At 59.1% G+C, this 19,972-nt stretch carries 22 protein-coding genes; 1 reads left to right on the forward strand and 21 read right to left on the reverse strand.

Annotation, left to right across the window (positions count from 1 at the left end; genetic code table 11):
* Positions 1 to 11 precede the first annotated feature (11 nt).
* From RO22_RS19010 to RO22_RS19070, 13 genes are all read right to left on the reverse strand, one after another.
* Positions 12 to 3,581, reverse strand: a complete 3,570-nt coding sequence (locus RO22_RS19010) for a hypothetical protein (RefSeq protein ID WP_041159086.1) — start codon at positions 3,579 to 3,581, stop codon at positions 12 to 14.
* Positions 3,582 to 3,742: 161 nt separating this feature from the next.
* Positions 3,743 to 4,570: a type III secretion system export apparatus subunit SctT gene (sctT, locus tag RO22_RS19015; protein ID WP_009286087.1), complete on the reverse strand. Its 828-nt coding sequence runs from the start codon at positions 4,568 to 4,570 to the stop codon at positions 3,743 to 3,745.
* A gap of 18 nt (positions 4,571 to 4,588) precedes the next feature.
* A complete protein-coding gene (locus RO22_RS19020) occupies positions 4,589 to 4,858 on the reverse strand; it encodes an EscS/YscS/HrcS family type III secretion system export apparatus protein (RefSeq protein WP_027958373.1) in 270 nt (89 codons plus the stop codon).
* A 1-nt stretch (position 4,859) separates the two neighbouring features.
* Positions 4,860 to 5,519 (reverse strand): type III secretion system export apparatus subunit SctR, encoded by a 660-nt coding sequence (sctR, locus tag RO22_RS19025; protein WP_041159087.1) that lies wholly within the window; start codon positions 5,517 to 5,519, stop codon positions 4,860 to 4,862.
* Positions 5,512 to 6,591, reverse strand: coding sequence for a type III secretion system cytoplasmic ring protein SctQ (gene sctQ, locus RO22_RS19030; protein WP_027958375.1), 1,080 nt, complete (start codon positions 6,589 to 6,591; stop codon positions 5,512 to 5,514). The genes sctR and sctQ overlap by 8 nt, the downstream gene beginning before the upstream one ends.
* Positions 6,588 to 7,070, reverse strand: coding sequence for a hypothetical protein (locus RO22_RS19035; protein WP_041159088.1), 483 nt, complete (start codon positions 7,068 to 7,070; stop codon positions 6,588 to 6,590). The genes sctQ and RO22_RS19035 overlap by 4 nt, the downstream gene beginning before the upstream one ends.
* The gene (locus tag RO22_RS19040) at positions 7,067 to 8,404 is read right to left on the reverse strand and encodes a FliI/YscN family ATPase (protein ID WP_027958377.1); all 1,338 of its coding nucleotides are present in this window, start codon (positions 8,402 to 8,404) and stop codon (positions 7,067 to 7,069) included. Before RO22_RS19040 ends, RO22_RS19035 begins: the two co-directional genes overlap by 4 nt.
* Positions 8,401 to 8,988: a type III secretion system stator protein SctL gene (gene sctL / locus RO22_RS19045; protein ID WP_027958378.1), complete on the reverse strand. Its 588-nt coding sequence runs from the start codon at positions 8,986 to 8,988 to the stop codon at positions 8,401 to 8,403. The genes RO22_RS19040 and sctL overlap by 4 nt, the downstream gene beginning before the upstream one ends.
* Entirely contained in the window at positions 8,985 to 9,656 is a 672-nt protein-coding gene (locus tag RO22_RS19050; RefSeq protein WP_041159089.1) for a hypothetical protein, read from the reverse strand. Before RO22_RS19050 ends, sctL begins: the two co-directional genes overlap by 4 nt.
* A gap of 9 nt (positions 9,657 to 9,665) precedes the next feature.
* The gene (sctJ, locus tag RO22_RS19055; RefSeq protein ID WP_235270532.1) at positions 9,666 to 10,454 is read right to left on the reverse strand and encodes a type III secretion system inner membrane ring lipoprotein SctJ; all 789 of its coding nucleotides are present in this window, start codon (positions 10,452 to 10,454) and stop codon (positions 9,666 to 9,668) included.
* Between the two features lie 39 nt (positions 10,455 to 10,493).
* Positions 10,494 to 10,931, reverse strand: coding sequence for a hypothetical protein (locus RO22_RS19060; protein ID WP_200890270.1), 438 nt, complete (start codon positions 10,929 to 10,931; stop codon positions 10,494 to 10,496).
* 74 nt (positions 10,932 to 11,005) lie between these two features.
* On the reverse strand, positions 11,006 to 11,197 hold the full coding sequence (locus tag RO22_RS19065) for a hypothetical protein (RefSeq protein ID WP_035537911.1): 192 nt from the start codon (positions 11,195 to 11,197) through the stop codon (positions 11,006 to 11,008).
* Between the two features lie 34 nt (positions 11,198 to 11,231).
* The gene (locus RO22_RS19070; RefSeq protein WP_052475704.1) at positions 11,232 to 11,822 is read right to left on the reverse strand and encodes a hypothetical protein; all 591 of its coding nucleotides are present in this window, start codon (positions 11,820 to 11,822) and stop codon (positions 11,232 to 11,234) included.
* A gap of 166 nt (positions 11,823 to 11,988) precedes the next feature.
* Here RO22_RS19070 and RO22_RS19075 point away from each other — a divergent pair, with 166 nt between their 5' ends.
* The gene (locus RO22_RS19075) at positions 11,989 to 12,804 is read left to right on the forward strand and encodes a tetratricopeptide repeat protein (protein WP_052475705.1); all 816 of its coding nucleotides are present in this window, start codon (positions 11,989 to 11,991) and stop codon (positions 12,802 to 12,804) included.
* Positions 12,805 to 12,809: 5 nt separating this feature from the next.
* On the opposite strand, the gene RO22_RS23910 is transcribed toward RO22_RS19075, so the two are convergent.
* The 8 genes from RO22_RS23910 to RO22_RS19110 form a co-directional block, all read right to left on the reverse strand.
* Positions 12,810 to 13,250, reverse strand: coding sequence for a hypothetical protein (locus RO22_RS23910; protein WP_051051799.1), 441 nt, complete (start codon positions 13,248 to 13,250; stop codon positions 12,810 to 12,812).
* Between the two features lie 17 nt (positions 13,251 to 13,267).
* Positions 13,268 to 14,563, reverse strand: a complete 1,296-nt coding sequence (locus tag RO22_RS19085) for a type II and III secretion system protein family protein (protein WP_052475706.1) — start codon at positions 14,561 to 14,563, stop codon at positions 13,268 to 13,270.
* 79 nt (positions 14,564 to 14,642) lie between these two features.
* Entirely contained in the window at positions 14,643 to 16,808 is a 2,166-nt protein-coding gene (gene sctV, locus RO22_RS19090; protein ID WP_041159092.1) for a type III secretion system export apparatus subunit SctV, read from the reverse strand.
* Positions 16,805 to 17,167 (reverse strand): tetratricopeptide repeat protein, encoded by a 363-nt coding sequence (locus RO22_RS19095; protein WP_052475707.1) that lies wholly within the window; start codon positions 17,165 to 17,167, stop codon positions 16,805 to 16,807. Before RO22_RS19095 ends, sctV begins: the two co-directional genes overlap by 4 nt.
* The gene (locus tag RO22_RS19100) at positions 17,164 to 17,577 is read right to left on the reverse strand and encodes a hypothetical protein (protein WP_041159093.1); all 414 of its coding nucleotides are present in this window, start codon (positions 17,575 to 17,577) and stop codon (positions 17,164 to 17,166) included. Before RO22_RS19100 ends, RO22_RS19095 begins: the two co-directional genes overlap by 4 nt.
* 16 nt (positions 17,578 to 17,593) lie before the next feature.
* Positions 17,594 to 18,550, reverse strand: coding sequence for an FHA domain-containing protein (locus RO22_RS19105; protein ID WP_041159094.1), 957 nt, complete (start codon positions 18,548 to 18,550; stop codon positions 17,594 to 17,596).
* 170 nt (positions 18,551 to 18,720) lie between these two features.
* Entirely contained in the window at positions 18,721 to 18,888 is a 168-nt protein-coding gene (locus RO22_RS24790) for a hypothetical protein (protein ID WP_162836275.1), read from the reverse strand.
* Between the two features lie 319 nt (positions 18,889 to 19,207).
* Positions 19,208 to 19,885 (reverse strand): DsbA family protein, encoded by a 678-nt coding sequence (locus tag RO22_RS19110; protein WP_041159095.1) that lies wholly within the window; start codon positions 19,883 to 19,885, stop codon positions 19,208 to 19,210.
* Positions 19,886 to 19,972 lie beyond the last annotated feature (87 nt).

The raw sequence follows: 19,972 nt of genomic DNA on the forward strand, positions 1-19,972 counted from the left end.
CTGCTGTGACCCTATGAACCTACTGTCGAGCCTTTATCCATTTGCGTATCGAGATTGTTGCCATCACCTGCGTAATCTTCGTGCTCGAAATCGTCCCAGGTCGAGTCAGGTAGATGGCCTTCCTCTACGTAGAACTCATACTCGTCGCTGCGGTAGTCGAAAATGCTCTCGTCGTCCGGCGCATCGCGCTGACCGTAGCTCCGGACGTACGCTTCGAGAAACTCATAACGGGTCAGGCCGTCTTTGGTCAGTAGGCCATCCTCATCGAGCGACGAGAAAAGCTCCTTGAGGTCAGCCTTATGCCCCTCCAGCGCGTTGGTGCGCTTGATATCCTGGACAATAGTGAATGGCAGCGTCGCCACCGTCAGACCGGCGGATATCCAGAACAGCGGCCCGGTGACGGCACGGGCGACGGCAATGCCCTTGAGCGCCGCCAGCGATGACGCTCCACCGGCAAGGCCGAAGGCACCCGCCGCGACGGTGACGGCGCCCTGACCGATGGTAGCGCCGTCGCCACTGTCCACGCCGCGCTTGATCATCAGCCCGCCGAGGGCAATGTCCAGCGCACCAGTGGCGGAGTTGGCAGCGCCATCCAGCACACGCAGGAAAGAGCTGACGGTGCGGGTCGTCGTCGTGGCATCGGGCAGAGCCGGATTCTTGGCGTATCCGTTCTGGGCGCCCTCGACTATCTTCTTAGCGTCTTCATAGGAAATATCCAGCTTCTTGGCCAGTGCCTTCTGATCACCTACCGGGGCATCGTCGATGATCTGCTGGAAGTTCTCGCTGAAACGCTCCCAGGTGTGGGCATCAGGAGCGGGCGCCTTGCCCTTGACCTTGTCGTCGGCCCATATCTGCGGCAGCGTCTTGTCGAGCCCCAGCATGGTATTGACGTTGGTGCCCTTGGCCTTGTCCCAGATGTTGCTGCCGAGGTTGACGAAGTGCTGACTGGCACCCAGAAAGCTGATGAACTCCTTGGCCACGGCCATTCGCGCCTCGTGGCTGTCCGCCAGCTTGCTGGCGCCGCCTGCGAGCTGATAGATGCCCGAGGCGAGCGAGATCAGCCCGCCGGTCGTGCCCAACGCGCCGTTGCTGTTGAGCGTGCCAATCAGCGCCATCATGCCGCCGTTGGTCTGTTCGTTGAGCGCCTTGTAGACACCGTTCTTCAGCAGGCCATCGATGTCCGACTGGGTGATCGAACCATTTTTCTGGAAGCGATCCCCGAGCTCCTGCAGCGCCTTACCGAAGTTCTTAGCAGTTTGCTTATCGTCAAGAAACTCGTTAACAAACTTGTCGATCGTCTCCGCCGTGCGCCGCGGAATATCGACACCGGCACGCTTGAGCGCGGTCAATACCATCTTGACCACATCCTGCGTGGCCGTCGCGGTGTTGGCATCATTGATTTGATCAGGATTGGCAATCAGATCATCAAGATCGGTGATCATCGAGTCGAGCTGCAGGCTCTGGGCGAACTCGGCTGCCTTGTCACTCTCTTCCGTTGCCGGGAACATCGCCGAGAGTGCATTGTAGGTTCGCGAGATATCCTGCTCGGCGAGTTCCCCCTGACCGCTCTCGCGCAGGTCGTTGATGTAGTTGATGTACTCCTCGCTGAAGGCGGTCTCCTCCAGCTGCGAAGCGATCGCGTCCTTATTGGCGACTTTGTCGATCGCGTCTGCCTGGGTCGCCTGGTAATCCTCCTGCACCGCCTCGGAGGCGAATAGCTCGCCGAGGCTTTCATCGAGCTTCTCGCCGTCGATGATGGATGAGAGATCCTCGCCGGTGACGTTGTCAAGACTCAAGCCTTCCGACATATCGAGACCGACCAGATCCAGGCCGTTTTCAAGCGCGCCCTGGGCTCGCAGCGCACGGTAGAACTGGGCGCGCTCATCGTTTTTATCGATACTGCCGTCCTCTATCCCCGTCTTCCACTTTTCGATCAGGTTCTGCCAGGTCAGCTCGCTGACGGTCAGCTTGCGTGAGCTGTCGTCCGGATCTGTCTCGCTGGTTTCCATCGACTGAATATCGACATCGCTGAAGGCCGGTAGATCGTGATCGCGCCGGGCTGTGTCCAGCTCCGCATTGTCGGCGAGGCGCTGGGTGTTGGTCTCCCCACCGTGCCTCGACCAATAACCGTCGAAGATATTCTGAACCGCCTTGCCGTCGTCTCCGGCAGCGTGCCTGATCCGCTCGCGCAGGTCATCGTTAACCTGGGCAGTGGCGTCCTCGAGGGAGGCACCGTCGCTCATCTTGCTGTCGATCAGGTTCTGATAGAGCTGCGACAACGTTTCGGAGCTTTCGATATGCAGAATCTGGCGCGAACCCGTCAGCGTGCTGCCCGCCAAGCCAGAGGCCAGTGCGTTGAGGTTATCCTCATAACTCGGGTTATCCGTCACGGTGGTGTCGGCGAGAAAGTCGTCGTAGGCCTCGAAGCCAGCGGAGGTGGCAGCATCCTTGCCACCATGACGCTCCCAGTAACCATTGAGCACATCGAGCCCGTCCTTGCTGTCCTTATCGGCATCGGTCAGCGCGTTGCCGGTACGGTCAAAGAGGGCATCCTTGGCATCGTCGATGGCTGCCTGTAGATCCGGGGCATCGCCGCGCTCACGCTGCTGGTTAAGCTGGTACTCCACCAGTTGGCTGAACTGATCGCTGGCGTCTCCTGTCAGCGGTCGCACCTTGCGGTTGTCGATGTCGATGCCTTCAGCCATATCGCTGGCGAGCGAATTTAGAGTATCGTCGTAGGCGATGTCGTCTTCGTCGCGATTGGCCAGGTAAGTCTCTTCGGCCAACTCTTCAGTATCCTCTTCCCCGCCGTGACGTTTGAAGTAGCCATCGAAGACATTGACCACACTCTTGCCACCAGCGTTTTCGAGACGGTCGCGCAGCTCATCATTGACCTGACTCAACGCTTCCTCAGTAGTGGCGCCTTCGTCCAGCTTGCTCTTGATCAGATTCTTATAGAGCTGGGACAGTGTATCGGAGGAGTCAAGGTGCAGTATCTTGCGCTGATCGGTCAGCGTGCCGCCGGCCAACCCGGAAGCAAGAGCGTTGAGGTTATCTTCGTAGCTAGGGTTGTCGGTCAGCGTGGTATCGGCCAGAAAGTCATCATAGGCGTCATAGCCCGCGTTGATCGCAGCCTCTTCACCACCATGGCGCTTCCAGTAACCCTCGAAGACATCAAGGCCCTTGTCGGCGTTTCGATCTGCGTTGTCCAGGGCATGCCCGATGCGGTCAAACAGCGCGTCCTTGGCGCTGTCGATCGCCTTGGACAGATCAGCGCTTTTGCCATCGGCGCGCTGCGCATTGAGCTCGGCGGTGACCAGCGCCTCGAACTTATCCGCAGCGTCTCCCTTCAGGGCGGACACCTTGCGGTTGTCGATATCGATGCCATCCGCCATATCCACTGCCAGTGAATTCAGCGTGTCCTCATAATCCTGGCTGCCCGGCATCAACGGCGTTTTGCCCGCTTCCACAGTATCTTTGCCCGCTTCCGCCTTTTTTGCCAGGTCGAGGACAAAGCCAAAATTTCCAAAGGCGCTGGTCAACGGTGTTGCTTTGGGGTTGGTTTTTGGATCGACACGCATCGAATACTCCTCCACGGTTAGCGCAAGCTGATGGGGCAGGCAACGAGAAGCCCAATTTCACTGACGGAAAACCAGTCTGAAGAGACTGCGTGACACTCTAATGGCAACTTTGTGATGCTGCTTTGATACCCTCTTTTCAAAGTACCCCGCGTCCCCTGTTGTTACCGCGTTCCCACCATAGCGCCCAATATGGCTTCCAGGCGTTCCATATAGAGATTGGCGGCATCGAGGTGCTCCAGCATAAAGGGGATCAGAAAAATGACGTAGACCAGCATTAAGAATGCAAACAACAGGTTCTTGATAGGGAGTGACAGGTCAAAGACGTGTAGGTTGGGCGCCATACGCGCGAGGTAGGCGAGCATCAAATCTGCGACCAGAAGCGCGATGACCAGCGGCGCTATCATCAACACACCAATCTGCATCACCTGGTCGAGCAGGCCAAGTAGCGCCATCGCCGATGCTTTGGTCATCAGTGGCGTGAAATTCACCGCCGGCCACAACGAGTAGCTGCGATAAAAGCCATCAAGTAGCAGCATGAAGCCGCCGGTAATGAAGAACAGCGCTAGCAAAGTCACGGTCAGCAACGTTGCGGTAACGCCGGATTCAGTCGAGCCCATGGGATCGAGTATCTGCGCCATGGTTGAGCCGCGCTGTAAATCGATCAGTTCGCCAGCTACTTCCGCGGCCCAGAACGGAACACCAAAGACCAGCCCGATGACGACGCCAATCAGCAACTCCTTGATGACCATGCCGGTAAGGGTGAAGCTTGATAGCTGTTCAGCATTCACCATGGCATCGAATAACGGCACCATCAGCGGAATCGAGATCGTCACCGCCACTGCCGAACGGATCATGCCGGTCAGCCCCAGGCGATTAAACGCTGGCGTGACCAGCACCATGCCTAGCGCCCGTGCCACGCCGACCGCTGCCGCCGCGATCATTGGATAGGCGAAATCGGTTAGGAAGCGGGCGAAGTCGTCGTAATGCATAAGCGACGCCGGCCCGGCTCAACGAGACCAGGCTGGAAAGTTGTTCAACACCTGATCGGTGATGTTGACGACGGGCCCGGCCAGTAGCGGCCCGGCGATGATCAGCACCAGCAGTACGGCAACCAGCTTGACGGCTTGCGGCAGTGTCTGATCCTGAATCTGCGTCAACGCCTGCAGTAGACCGACCCCGAACCCGACCATAATCGCCACCAGTAGCGCCGGCGCCGACACCAGTAGCGCCGTCCACAGCGCGTTCTGCATCAGTGAGAGAAAGATATCGTCGTTCATCTCAGCCTCCACCATAGCTAAGAATCAAGCCGTGCATTAGCCGTGACCAGCCGTCCACGGCAACGAACAGAAATATCTTGAGAGGAGTTGATATTAACGTGGGTGAGACCATCATCATGCCCATTGCCATCAGCACATTGGAGACGATCAAGTCGATCACCAGAAACGGGATATAGAGCAAAAAACCGATCTCGAAAGCACGGGTCAACTCCGAGCTCACGAAGGCAGGAATAAGCACCACTAAGTCGTCGTCCTGAAGGTCGCTGCGGGCTTCCTCCGACCATAGCGTACGGGTCGCATCAATGAAAAAAGCCCGCTCGCGTTCGCTGGCATAGCGAGAAAGGTAATCCTGCAAGGGCCCACGCAGCGCCTCGCCGGTTTGTTTGATCTCCTCGACACTGCCCATCCCTGCGGGTCGCTGCTCGAACTGATGAAGCATATCGCCGACCAGCGGCGTGGTGATGTAGACGGTAAGAATCAAGGCAATGCCATAGAGCACCAGGTTAGGCGGCGTCTGCTGCACGCCGAGGGCGTTACGGATCAAGAACAGCACCACGGCAATTTTGAGAAAGCCCGTCATGGTCACCACCGCCAATGGCACCAGGCCGATGGTCGCAACGACAATGATGATGGCGATCAAGTTAGGCTGAAATTCACTCATCCCCGGCGTGCCCTTCATCGAGCGCGAGCCTCTCGATCTGCACCCCGATGCTGTCACCGATCATCACCAGGCGGCCATGCCCCATGCAGCGGCCGTTGACGATTAGGTCAACCGCCTGCTCAGGTCGACGCTGCATCGGCAGTACGCTGCCTTCGCCCAACGCGCGCAGCTCGCCGAGCGACATCTCCAGTTTGCCCATTTCACAAGTCAGGCGGACGGGCAGATCATCCAGGTTTGGGTTATCCACGGGGGGTTCGCTCATGAGGTTCTCGAATGGTGGGTTCGACGCTTGGGAAGAGGTAAGAGAGGTCAGCGGGCCTTTAAGGCACACGCTATCGGCGCTTAAGCTGACGCCGACGCTAAACCGGTCGCCAACGTTCAACGTTGCGCCATTGGGATCGTCGCTAGTGGCGAATGACTCGAGCATAACCACATCGCCTGGGCGAAGGCTGCGCCACTCCCCCAGGGTCAATGTCTGGGCTCCGGCCATTAGGCTCAACATCACCATTACGCTGCTCGCCATCGCGGGCTGCGTGGGGAAATAGCGATCAAACAGGGGCAGCAAGTGTTTGGCAGTAGCGGCCGAGAGCCCCACACGCAGCGGATGAACATCGCCGTCGAGCTCGAAGGCCAGAGTGATGTGGATCGGGTTTGCCGTTCGCCCATGCAGGTCGGCGGGCTGCACACGGATATCGACACCCAGTGTCGCCTCCAGCGGTTCAAGCCACGCCAACCACACCGCCTCCAGCCACATCGCGGCCAGCTCCGCATCGACGTCCTCCATAGAGCGCCTGCGATCAGGGTGCTCACTGAGATGGTCGAATGTCCGCCAACTGGCGCTCAAGGCCAGTTGCTCGTTGCCGAGGCATACCGCGACGGTCATGTCAGCGGTGACCTCCGCCGCTTCCGGCATCAGGTACAAGCTGGCAGAACGCCCATGCCAACCGAAAGTCAGCGGCTGTCGAGAACGATGCAGCGCGTTATGCAGGGTTAGCGTTTCGGCATCATAGTGCGTCAGGGTTAGCGGCACTGGCGTCACTTCCGCGCGAACGGTTGAGCTGAAGGCAGTCATACTTCACCTGCCCGGCCGATCCGGCTCTCTTCCATCTCCAGTTCGGCCAGATGCTCGGCCTTGACCGCCCGCGCCTGCCCCTGACAAGTCTGGAGTTGCTCCAGCGCACGCTGGGCGCGTAACCGGTACGCCCATTCCGTAGCGCGGTATTCGCGCTCTCGCTCAGCGGCCCGCTGGGTCTGGATGCTGCTTGCCTGCTGCTCAAGCAATGCCTCCTGGTGGGCGGCATCGTCGGCAAGTGTTTGCTGCCAACCGGCCAGATCCTCGGCGTTCAGCGGTCGTTGTTCACCCTGTTCGAACAGCGCCTGCTCGCGCTGAACTGCTTGGTATTGGTGGTGCTCCAGGGCCTGCCCGAGTGTCTGGCAGTGAGCCTCGAACTCCCGACAGTTGCGTTGCTCTGCCGCCAGGGCTTCCTCGGCGAGACGCGTACGCTGGCGCCGAAGCTGCATCAGCCGGTCAAGCTGACGTTGCGACGTCATTGGACGACCTCCCTTAACTGTTTCAAGGTGTCTTCAAAGGCGCTGTGGTCGTCACGGGATTGGCGTAGGAACGCCTCAACCTCAGCACGTTTATGAATCGCCTCATCCGTGGCGGCGTCGCTACCTTCCCGGTACTCGCCCACTTGCAGTAGCAGCTCGACATCGCGATAACGCGCCATCAACTCACGCATTTTGCCGGCATCACGGCGATGCTCGGCGTTGGCAACGTTTTCCATCAAGCGGCTGCGGCTGGCGAGGATATCAATGGCTGGAAAGTGGTCACGGCGGGCGAGATCGGCGCTCAGAACGATGTGACCGTCAAGAATGGCCCGGGCCTCCTCGGCCACCGGATCCAGCATGCCATCGCCCTCGGTCAATACCGTATAGATTGCCGTAATGGTGCCTCCCGACGCGCCACCGGGCCCGGCGCGTTCGAGTAAACGGGGCAGCGCCGCAAACAGTGAAGGCGGGTAACCACGACGCGTCGGCGGTTCACCGGCAGCCAGTCCGATCTCGCGCTGGGCGCGGGCGAAGCGGGTAAGACTGTCGACCAACAACAGCACATCGCGCCCCTGATCACGGAAATACTCCGCCACGCTGGTCGCCACCATGGCAGCACGGGCGCGCTCGATCGCCGGTCGATCAGACGTGGACACGACGCATACCGTGCGCTGGCGCGCGTCGGCACCCAGCTGCACATCAAGCAACTCGCGGACTTCCCGACCGCGCTCGCCCACCAGCCCCAGTACCACGATCTCTGCACTACTGCCACGGACGATGGCCGAAAGTAGTGATGACTTACCGACGCCGGCTTCGCCAAACAGTCCGACGCGCTGGCCGCGGGCAACGGTATTGAGACCATCGATAGCACGTACCCCGAGTGCCAGCGGCTGCTCAATCAACTGGCGGGACAGCGGCGCGGGGGGCTCGGCATGGACGGGGTAATGGCGCAGTGAGCCGGGCGCTGGTGCAGCGCGACCATCAAGCCAGTCGCCGAGCGGACTGATGACGCGACCGAGCAGGGCATCACCCACGGCCACACCCTGGGCACTGCCAGTGGCAATTACTTCACTGCGGGTCGACAACCCCTGGAGCTCGCCAATCGGCGAGAGCACGACGTTCTCCTCTTCGAAGCCGATCACCTCCGCGGCGACACGGCGACCGCTGACGGGATCGCGCAGGTAGCAAAGCTCGCCAATGCCAGCACCTTCGAGGCTAGCGTAAACCAACAAACCGCGAATGCGGCGTACCCGGCCATTGACGGGGCGAGTTTGGGCTAGGGCAAAACGTTCGCCGAGCCGCGGCAGCAGATCCCCGAACGCATTCGCGCTCATGCACCCTCCCAATCATCCCGCAAGGCACGCCGCAGTGCCTCGAGCTGCGCTTCCAGGCCGATGTCCATAACCGCGATGGGGCTCACCAGCAAACACTGACCTGGCGCCAATTGAGCGTCGGCCTCGACCTGATAGTCAGTCGTCGCGGGCGAATACGCGGCGAGAGACTCGGCGACTCGCGCCTCTAGCGGCGGTGCAACACGAATACGGATAAGGTGTTCATGGCGCCACTCGCTCAGGGCATGGCGTACGCAGCGAGTGATGAGTTCTACATCGTCGAACTCGCCGAGAATACGCCGTACCAGAGTCAGCGACAGTTCGGCTAGCTCGGGGCCGAGCCCGTCGAGATAACGTTTGACGTCACGCTGGGTGCTGGCCAGCAGCTCAGCGGCGCGGGCTTCACCATCGCGGCGACCGGCTTCGAAGCCTTCGGCATGGCCCTCTTCGCGGGCACGAAGAATGAGGGTTTCTTGTTCATCGGCTCGCTGACGCGCCCGCTCGAGAAAAGCGTAGCCATCGACCCAAGCGTTGGCCTCCTCTGCGCGCAGGATGATCTTCCCAGGGCGGGGTGGCAGTGAACTCATATCCCTGCTCGCTCTTCATCGTCGGCTTGGAAGAGGCCGTGTGTAGCGGCCAAGCGGGCAATATCAACAGCAGCGGCGTCCGCCACGATCGTTTCAGGCAACTCGAACTGGTCAGCCCAACCCAACCTTAGCCAGTCTCGAAGTTCCACCGTTTGCGCTTGCCACCATCGCTCCAGGCAGCGTCGACCATCGTTCTCGACGGCGGCCTCCAGCGCGTCGAGATCATCCTCAGCGCAGGCTTCGGTACTGGCGTGGTCACGGTGGGTAAGCGCCAGGGAATAGAGCTCAGCGCCGAAACGCTGTTTGAGTGCCGCAACTCGCGGTGCATGAATTTCGCGTACAAAGGCATTGGCGTGAATGATCACTCCAGCGGCACGGGCGCAGGCGGTAAAATCATCGCTGTCCAGTTGGCATAGCACCTGGTCGGCGGCATCCATTAGCGGCTGTTCCGCGATAGAGGTGAGTTGATGACGGCGCTGCAGGCGGGCAAGCAAGCGCTGGCGAAAGCGCGGCTGAGTGCACCAACGGCGCAGCACCGCGTCGGCGGCAATGCCGTCCAGGCAGTCAACCCAGTGGTCGAGAGCAACCCGTACCGGTGGTTCGATATCAGTCTCGATATCAGAGCCCGGTGCGGTCGATTCGCTAGCACGTTTAGAGGCACTATTCATGGAGCTGTCTCATGGCGCTGTCGTCAATGAATAGGGACGCTGGCGACGCTGACGCCAGACCAACCAGCACACCGCACCGGCAAGTCCGATCACCGCAACGCTCAGCAGACCGATGATCCAGCCGATACGGGAAACGCTGGACGCTGGCATCGCGACACCCAGAAATGAGCCCATCATCGGCTGCGGCAGCGTGTCCATTTCCTCGGGAATAGCAGAGACGACGGGCACCACCGAGACCTTGTCGTAGGAGAGGCCAGCAATACCATTGGCTACCAGCGTCTTGATCTGTGGAATCAGGGGGGCGATCTCAAGCGATGGAATGTAGCGCACGAAGACCGAGGCCGAAGACGGAGTACTGTTCTGCTGCAGCAAATCATTGTCCGGCAGCACAACATGAACCCGCGCCGAGAGTACGCCGTCGATCTGCGACACGGTTTGCGAGAGCTCCTGGCTCAACGCAAAGATCATCTGAGCGCGTTCCTGCACAGGAGACGACACCAGCCCGTTACCCTGGAAAATATCGCCCATATTGGCGAATTTCTGTTCCGGCAGCCCGGCACGATCGAGTATCTCTACCGCCTCGGCGAAGCGCTCCTCACTGACCGTGACGGTCATTTGGCCTTCGTCCTGTGCCTGACGTGCGGCAGGTATGCCGTTGCGGGCCAGCGTTGCCACGATGATATTCGCCTCGCGCTCGTCGAGGTTAGTGTAGAGATCGGTGTCGCAGGCCTGAAGCAGCAGCGCCATTACCAGAAACACCATGCCCCGCAGGGCGTTACGCCACCTGCGTTGTGACACTTGCTGCTTGCCGTCGAATTGTTTATTAAAGTGCAAGTGTCATTGGCCTTTTAGCAAGGTATTCGCCGACCCCGAAACCTGAGTGGCGCCGCGAACGATCATGGTGGTTTCGATGGAGTGATCAAAAACACGCCCCAGCGATTCGACGACTTGCGCCAGCTTGTCATCCCCCAAGGCGGGTGGCGTGTCGCCAGCGTCGGGCACGCTCTGGGGCATCACCTGAGCTAAACGATCAGGTGTTTGCACATCGGGAGTCTTAGCCTGCTGAGCGAAGTTATTGACTCGGTCAATAAAGCCATCAAGGTTGTTGAGCAGACTTGACCCCAGCTCACTGGGGCTGGCCCCCGATAAAGATGAACCGGCTTGCTGTGTCATATGTTCGAAAATATTCTGTGATGCCAACGTATCGGCGCTAACCTCTGGCATGGGTGTCGGAGTTAGCGCACCGCTGCCCGGTGGTGTCACGGGAGTCATCATTCACCTCGTCGGAATAGCCCGTCGCATAGAATGAGAAAGGCGCGAACACCGCGGTTGGGGTCGCGCCCTCGTCATTACTCGTCGGACTGTGCTTCCTTGAGAATATTGTTCATCATCGGCATCAGAATCATCTGCCCGCCGACCTTGACCATTCCCTCTACCATTGTTTCCTGCAGCTTCGCGTTATCGACGGCGTCGTCGAAAGCCTGGGAATCGGGGAGCGACTCTGTTGCCGGGTTACTACTGCTTACGGGATCGATAGCCATGGACTGCCTCCTGTGGGTTTCATCGCTTGCTCACTCACGAGCCAGGCGGCTGGGCCACACTGCCTCGAAAGACCTTAACTTCAGCGGGGATCGACGGCGCACTCGGCTGGCGCAACGCTTCGACCCGTTGGGCTATGTCCGCTATCCAGGCGGGTGGCCCCATCACTTCAAGACTGCCGTGCTCTGCATTAATCATTGCGCTCAACGGCTTGCCGACCTGTGCCTGGGTAATCTCCGCGCGCAGGCGTGGTACATCGACATCCGTGAGTTCAAACCTCCGGCGGCTCAGCTCCTGTCGGGCGGCGACATGCAGTACGTAGCCATCGTAAAACCATCCCAGGCCATTGGATTCGCAGACCTGTTCGAGGAACTCGCCAGCGGTGCTGGCGCGGATATCACCACGCACCTCGCCATCCACCGCGTCGCTGACCTCAACGGGCAGGGACAGGTTGCGACCAAACTCCTGCAACACATCACGCACGCTTTGCTCAATAACAATGTAGCGATATTCACGATCCGCCCAAGGCGCCTCGGCGGCCAGCGTGGGGCTGTCTGGCAAACAACAACCAAGCACCAGCATCACAAGATGGCCCAGCCAGGGGTGCTTCCACCTATCTGCCATCATCCTACCCACCCCCCGATGACAGTTGAGTGACCGGCAATCTGTCTTTTTGAGTTTTTGCCCTTCTGGGGTAAACACGCATCACGCTTCATCCATATCCCTGCTGCCCCAAGCCTGGTTTCTCCGGTACACTGATTTTCATTTCCTAACCCTCTGGACTGAGTCACGGATGAAGGAATTTTGTACGTTTTTGCCCAGCATGAGCCGACCTGCGTTCGTCGCCGGGCCAAGCCTGATACTGAGCCTGCTACTGTCAGCCTGCGCTGCGACGCCTGTCGAGATCGATGAAGGTCGCCTGCTAAACTTGGCCAAAGATGTCGATCAGCAAGGCGACCATGCGACCGCCGCCGCGATGTACGAGCGCGCCCTGGAGCAGAACGGCCCCTCCGCAGATATTCAGGTTCGCCTGGGCAATGCACTGCTTGCCAGTGGCGAGCCCCAGGCAGCCGCTGAGGCGTTTCGTGCCGCGCTTGCCGAAGACATCCACTTCGCGCCAGCATTACTCGGCCTCGGGACGGCCCAACTGCGCCTAGGTCAACCGGAAAGCGCCCTGCGCAACCTTTCCCTGGCGGCGCCCGAATTGGACAGCGTGGCAGCCTGGAGCCGTCTTGGCGCCGCCCAAGCGCTGGCCGGTCAGCCCGCCCGAGCGGCCAGTGCGTTTGCTAACGCCGTAGCGCTCGAGCCGCGTGATCTCGACGCTCAGGCCAACCTGGCGCTAGCCGAAGCGTTAGCCGGCGAAAATACCCAGGCCATCGCGAACATGCAGCGCATTACGGGCTCCCCGCTGGCAGAGGAACGCCATTTCCGCAACCTGATTCTTGTGCTGGTACTGGCCGGGCGTAGCGATGAGGCACAGCAAGTCGATATCCCCGACCTATCAGCGGCCAACCGCCTTTCCCTGATAGCCAGTGCCGAGCACATAGCAACGCTGCCCGATGCCGCCGCTCGCGCCCGGGCACTCGGGTTGGCATCAGCCTCTAACTAATACCGTCACAGATCACTGGTAGTGGCGTTGGTGCCCATGGCATTGCGCGCTTCCTGCTCCAATAGCGAACGACGCTGGTTGGCACGTTCGCGGCCGTTTAGATACTCATTCGCGGCATCTGCTACCGGCGCCCCCATGGCGGGCCCCATTGCTCTTCCCCTTACCAAATCTTGTGGCTCAACGATCATCTGCTGCAGATTGAAGTCGTTGGCGCAGCCGGGTGGCAGCCCGACTCGCTCTGCATCGTCAGGCCCAGCCTGGCAGAGACGCGGCATGATCGTTGCTTCATGGGGGGCGTTAGTCGCCGCGGCAGTCGTCACTTGACGGTACCCGGTATCCCAGCCCATCGGCCCCATCGAGGACTGGCAGCCGGCCAGCAGCAACGCCACCAAACAGAGCCCAAGGCGTGAAGCCGTACGCGTCCAATAGGTAAATAGCTGCGACATGCAAACGTTGCCTCTACTCATTGCAGATAGAATCCGAATGGGTCATCTTCGAGTTGGGGATTACGGCTGACCTGTGCCCGATCCAGCGGCATTCTGGGTACCGGCGCGGAGGATGGCGCCACCAGATAGGGGGTGATCAGGATGACCAGCTCGGTCTCGTTACGCTGAAAACGTCGTGATCGAAATAGATTGCCCAGAATCGGCATATCACCGAGGAGCGGGATTCGTTCGATCTGGTTGCTCGCCTGGCGTTGAAACAGGCCGGCGATAGCAAAGGTCTGCCCGCTACCCACCTCGACTACGGTATCGGCGCGCCGAACTTGAAGCGACGGAACGTCATAGCCACCAATACGGACACTATCGCTGGCAATGCTGCTGACTTCGGGGCGGACTTCCATCGAGATGCGGCCGTTAGGCAGTAGCGTTGGCGTGCTCAGCAGCGAGACACCGAACTGTTTGTACTCGATACCCACCAGTTCGCTGTTAACCGGTACCGGTATAGGAATCTCGCCGCCAGCAAGGAAGCTCGCCGTCTGCCCTGAGACGGTGGTGATGTTGGGTTCGGCGAGGATCTGCAGCAGATTGTTCTGCTGTAGCGCCTGGAGTAAACCGTCGATGCTATCGGTACCCCCACCGATAGGATTGGGGGCGATATTGCTGGTGAGCACACCGAAAGAGAACGAGCCGTTGTTGATCAGCGTATTCCAACTGACTCCATAGCTGAGCAGTTCATCCCGGGCGACTTCGGCGAAGCGCACCCGAATGTTGATCTGAGTGGCGCCGTCGTAAGTCGAGCGGTTGATGCTACCGCCGGCCGGCGCTTGGGCATCAAGGGTCGATTGCGTGGCCATGGCGCTCTCGACCGTGGGGCTGCTGCCCTCAGCCACCAGTTGGTTGCCAGCCATACGCAAGTGGATCTGGCTGTCACCGTCGATATCCCGTAGCGCCTGAGAAGCCAACGCATTATCGTCGCGAATCTGCAGCCGCAACGAGGCTTGGCTCTGCTCGTCGGCCCCCAGCGCAATCAAATTAGTGTCGCCGGCCTGTTTGCCGAAGAGATAGATGACGCCGGAAGAAACCACCTGCACATCGGCAACTTCAGGGTTAGCGACGAACACCGACGCAACGTCCTGGTCGAAGCGCAGGATACGCCCCTGCCCGGTCTCCAGCGTCATCGCACCTCCGGAAGCGTCCACGGAAACGTCAGCGCTGGCAGGAATTACCGCGAACCACAGCAGTAACGCCCATACCCAAAGCGTCGAATTCCGGAGAGCCTGAGGAGGATTTCTATCGACGGGTTTTATGCTGATCACGGTTATTCTTCATCCCTGTTGTAGCGATTTGCATGGGTGTTGAATCATCGACACACGGCGTCATTGTTTCGCAAGCGTGTTACAGCTTGGCGGTTGCCTCCGATTCCCGGCGTGGGATCGGTTTGGGCAGGCGTATCTGAGCGATTGCTTGCAGGCTGAACTCCGGTGCGATCTCTTGCCAGGCCATGACAGGCAGGTCGATATCGTGCTGTTTTAGCCACTGCTGTAGCGCCGCGCGCACGTCGCTGGCCGCCACCACCACTGGCTGAAGGTCGCTATCGAGCGCCTCAAGTTGCTGCTGGAACCAGCCGTTCAAGGCCCGCGAAAGCGGTGCCGGCATGCCGCTACGGACGGGCTGGTTCTCACTATTTCGCTGGGCGGTACGCAGGGCCTCTTCCAACGGTCGGGTCGCGATCCAGGCAGGCAGAACCCGATCGCTGCGGGCATGGCGGTGACTGATCTGCCGCGCCATGGCAAGGCGTATGCGGTCGCTCAGCCGAGCGCTGCTCGACTCTTGCGGCCCCCAGGCCACTATGGCTTCAAGAATAGTGCGCATGGCTCGAACCGGAACGCCCTCACTGACCAAGCGACGTAAAATCTCGGCGATTTTCTGTAGCGATACCACCCGAACGGCCTCGGTCACCAGCTCGGCATAGTGTGTTTCCATCTTGTAAAGCAGGGCACGCGCCTCTTGAATCCCCACGAACTCCCCGGCGTAACGCGTTAGCGTGCGCTCAAGACAGCGCTCCAGCACCTGATCCAGCGTGCGATAGCGAATCCCGGCTTCCGTCAGCGCTGAAGTCGCCTCATCAGGAAGCCATTGCCAACTGCCGCGGCCAACGAGCGCTGGTTGCGTGAAGGCGGTCAACTCAAGCAATTCCAAAACATCGGCATCGTCGTCGAGCAGTACTGAAGAGTCTGGTAGTTCACCGTTGAGCACCGGCACTTCATCCAGCTCAATGGCGAAGCGCTGGTCGCTGAGGGCGGGTTCCAGGCGTAGTCCGACCTGAGGAATGGCAATTCCCAGATCGCGTTCAACACCTTCGCGGGTGGCCTGAACGCTTTCACGTAGTAAGTCGAGTGATAACTTATCGACAAGCCCTGCAGCCAGGCAGAGCATCACGCGGTACTGGCGTGGATCGTCGGCGGCATTGGGCGGTGGTGCTTCGTTCATCGCCTCATTCACGGCGTTGATCTCCGCGGCTGGGGGCGCTGAGATGACTTCGGACTGCGCTGCTTGCTCCGTCTCGGCATCGGCCGTCTGGCGACGGCGATGCAGGAAAAAGGCAGCTAAGCCCAGCAGTGCTGACAACGTCAGAAAGACGGTCGATGGGAAGCCCGGCACGAAGGCCGCGCAGAACAGCACCGCCGACGTCAAACCAAGTGCCTTGGCGTTGCTGCCAAGCTGGCCGACAATCTCACTGCCCAAATCGCTGGCGTTATCGGAGCTAACGCGGGTCACCACGGTACCCGCGCCAACCGAAATCAGTAATGCAGGGATCAGTGCGATCAGGCCGTCGCCGACGGTCAACAGCGAATAGGTTTCCACCGCCGTGCCGAAGGGCATGTCGTGCTTGAGCATGCCGATCGACAGCCCACCGATAAGATTGACGAACAGAATCACCAAACCAGCAATGGCATCGCCCTTAACAAACTTCATCGCCCCATCCATGGCACCGTAGAGCTGGCTCTCGCTCTCCAGCAGCGAGCGTCTGCGACGGGCTTCAGCGGGTTCGATGTCGCCGTTTCTCATGTCGTTGTCGATGCTCATCTGCTTGCCGGGCATGGCATCAAGAGTAAAACGCGCCGCCACTTCCGCTACGCGCTCCGAGCCCTTGGTAATCACCAGAAACTGGGCCACCGTAATGATCAGGAAGACCACCATGCCGATGACCACTTCGCCGGCGATAACGAAATTGCCAAAGGCGGAAACGATCTGGCCAGCGTCACCCTCTAGTAGAATCAGTCGGGTAGTAGAGATCGACAGCGCCAACCGGAACAGTGTGGCAAGCAGAATGATCGGCGGCAGCGAGGAGAATTCCACCGGATGCGAGATATAGAACGCCACCACTAGAATCAGAAGGCTGAAACCGATATTGATACCAATCAGGGTGTCGACCATTGCCGTCGGCAGCGGGATGATCATCATCACTACTGCAAGCACCATGAAAACGGCGATGATCACGTCACTGCGCTGGGACGCCTGACGAGCCAGGGTATTGAGACGGCCGAGGAGCTTATTCATGTAACGGGCTCTCCCTGCCGGGATTCCGGGTGACGCCGCCGCTCGAGATACTCTCGCCATAGGCGACGAGCGGTATCACGTTCGCCGTTAATCCAGTGGGCGCGGCTGCGCAAGAGTTGCATGGCGTTATCCTGTTGACCGGCGGCCTCGAGCCGGTCGAGCACATTGAGCGCACGCTGACCGTTGCCGCTGGCAAGGAACCCCTGGCACAGCGCCTGCAGCACGCCGGTGTGATTCGGTGCCATGCGTGTCGCGATAAGCAGCAATACCAATCCGCGCTGTACCTGACCACTTTTGAGATAGAGGTGTCCCATCAAATGCAGTAGGTCGACGGCATCGCGATCAGCGGTATCGCTCATGGCACGCTCTCCTGGTCGGCGATGTTGTCCAGCGGCAGCGCGACTGCTTCACTCATCCGGCCTTCCCATGCTTGCCGCCAATCAAGCTCTTCACCGATCACCTCCTCCGCCAACGCCATGATCTCATCATCAACATCCAGCGAAGGTAGAACGCTGTCGGCTACGTGTTGGAGCAGCTCAATGCTGCGAAAGTTAGTGTAGCTGGCGGGGTCACTGGCCTCCGGGCGCGCGAGCGCTTCGAGACGCTCAGTCCACGCCGGGCGGTTTGAGCCACGCTGCCGGGCTTCACTGACAGCCTGCGTGAACGTATCGTCCTGCTGCGACGGCTGCTCGACGACGCCAGGCTTGACGGGGTCGATGCCAGTAACGTGATAACGATCCCGTGGAACAAGACGATCAGTGATCTTCATCGCGATATACGCCGAATTATAGGGTCAGGGCAAACTGGTCATCGCCACGGCTCAACAGCACTCGATCCGTTTCGATAGCGGAAATAACCCAACCAGACGACAGCGACGCGCCTGGATAGAGGCGCTGTCCACGAGCGTCGATTACGTACGGGTTCTTGCCTAACCATACGGCCTGCAACTGCAGGTCGGGGCGAACCGGCACCTCACTCTGTTGAGCTTCATTAAGCAGCACGTTGTGACTGCCGTAATGCTGGTCGAACCAACGCTGGGTGGCGTTCCAAGCGCCCGCCTGGTCGGGATCGTAGTGACCGGAGACGCTGATATAGTCACCACTGTCGGTGACCTCAAGCGATGCGAGCCCGGTATCCGCCAGTTGCTGGCGCAATGCTTGAACCGGACTCGGACGAGCATCGGCCATCAATTGGGATGTGTTCTGGCCAGTGTTCACCAGGGGCTGCTCATCGAGCGTTGCCGTGACTGGATGATAGCCAATGTTGGCGTCGGCTTGGTTGACATCGATGAACTCATAGAAAGCCAGTACTCCCAGCGTTACGACTAGTGCGGCAAGCGTGGCACTGCGATTTAGCCACTTACGCCAACGCACAGGAACTGTCGGCAGCCCAGGGAATATGGCAGGCGCTGGGGGGCGTGAAAGCTCGAGTGCCACGTCGTTGAAATGGAGCTTCGCTGGCAATTCACAGCGCAAACCAGTGCCCTGGCTGACACTACGACCATTAATGGTGATGTCGCCACCAAGCGCCTCGATAGCGATATAACGACCATAGAATCTCAACACAATATGGTGTGGTGCAGTGCCCGGATCGCCGAGCATGACATCAGTAGAATCGTCGCTACCGATACAGCAGACCGGCTCAGTGAGCGTAATGGAGGCACCACGATGCAAGCCTGCGATAACCTTGAGCGTCGTAACGGCTTCGCGTACCGACGCTGAAGCTGAGGTGAATAAAGTCATATACTTAACTCGCCGTGTCGTACGAAGCTTGGAGGGGCTCTTCCGTCGAATGTCTCGATACAGGGGCATTCATCCGGGCGAGGTTTTGAAATCTCTACCGTCCAGGAATGCGTGGACAGGAAACGACAACAAGGCCGCGAGCGGCTGACGCCGCCCGCGACTTCCGAGCATCAGTTTTGCGGACGCTGCTTGGTAGCGTCGAGCTCGGTTTTCTTCTCTGTCGTGACTTTGGTGATTTCTGCGGACTTCTCGATCGCCTGATCGAACACTGCTTTCATGTCGGCGATTGCGGAATCAGCACCGCCACCCGCATTGTCTACTGAGGGAGTATCGGCCATTTTACTGCTCCTTAATCCAGAGAGATGTCGTTCGAATGATGCGCCTATGACGCCAAAGCTGAAGCCGTTCGATCGTTCTTTCGACGTTGTTTCGTAAGGAGGAAGACGATCCAACATTAAGCAGATTGCGGGTATTAAGTGACGAGGCGATGTCAGTAAAATGAAAGTTGAATGATTTGCCTTATTGTCTTGTGGCGAATACAACGCCGATTGGGCAGTCAATTTGGCCGCGTTTACCCCAAAACTAGGTGCTCTCGCCAACCGCCCTCGACCAGCGCGGGGCTTAAACTCATAAGCCTCATCAGCAGCCAGCGCTGATTCATTGGGATTTTTCCTCTTCAGATATCTCCTCGACTTCACTCTTTACGACATCAATCAGCTCCTGCATACCAAAGGGTTCTAGCAGCTCACCGTTGACAAAAAAGGTTGGCGTCTGGCGAATCTGATTCGTTTTGACGTCTGCCATGTCTTGGTCAATCACCGCTTGCACTTCAGCTGAGTTGAGTTGCTCCTCAGCGGCAGCTCGGTCAAGACCGGCTTGGCTGGCAATCTCCAAGATAGCTGATTCATCGAAACGGCCATGAGATGCCCATTGATCCTGACGAGAGAGCAGAGCTTCGAGTACCGGTTCGAATACGTCCTGGTGTCGAGCGACTTCCAGCACGCGTATGGCCGTATCAGAAACCTCACCGTGGAAAGGTGTGTAGCGCACGATTAGCTGCACTTGCTCAGGATAGGTTTCCAGAATACTTTTGGTGAGAGGATAGAAAGCACGGCAGGCTTCGCAGGCCGGGTCGAAAAATTCCACAATGGTTATAGGTGCCTCTTGCGGCCCCAGGATCGGTGAGTGTGAACGCACCAAGGAGCTCTCGGCCTGTCCAGCATCCTCACTCGCCGCCTCAGCTTGCATGTCCAATAGTGCAGGTTTCAATACCACCACGATGGCAGCTGTCAGCATCAACGTACCCGCAAGCATAAAAGTCGCTTTTTTGAACATTTTTCTCTCTCGATTTCAGTGATTATTTGGCAAATTAGGCCAAGATTTGATTGCACAAACCAAGCTAAATGACTGCCTATGTATACC

Origin of the sequence: Halomonas sp. KHS3, assembly GCF_000830495.1 — a bacterium.
GTDB classification, from domain to species: domain Bacteria; phylum Pseudomonadota; class Gammaproteobacteria; order Pseudomonadales; family Halomonadaceae; genus Vreelandella; species Vreelandella titanicae.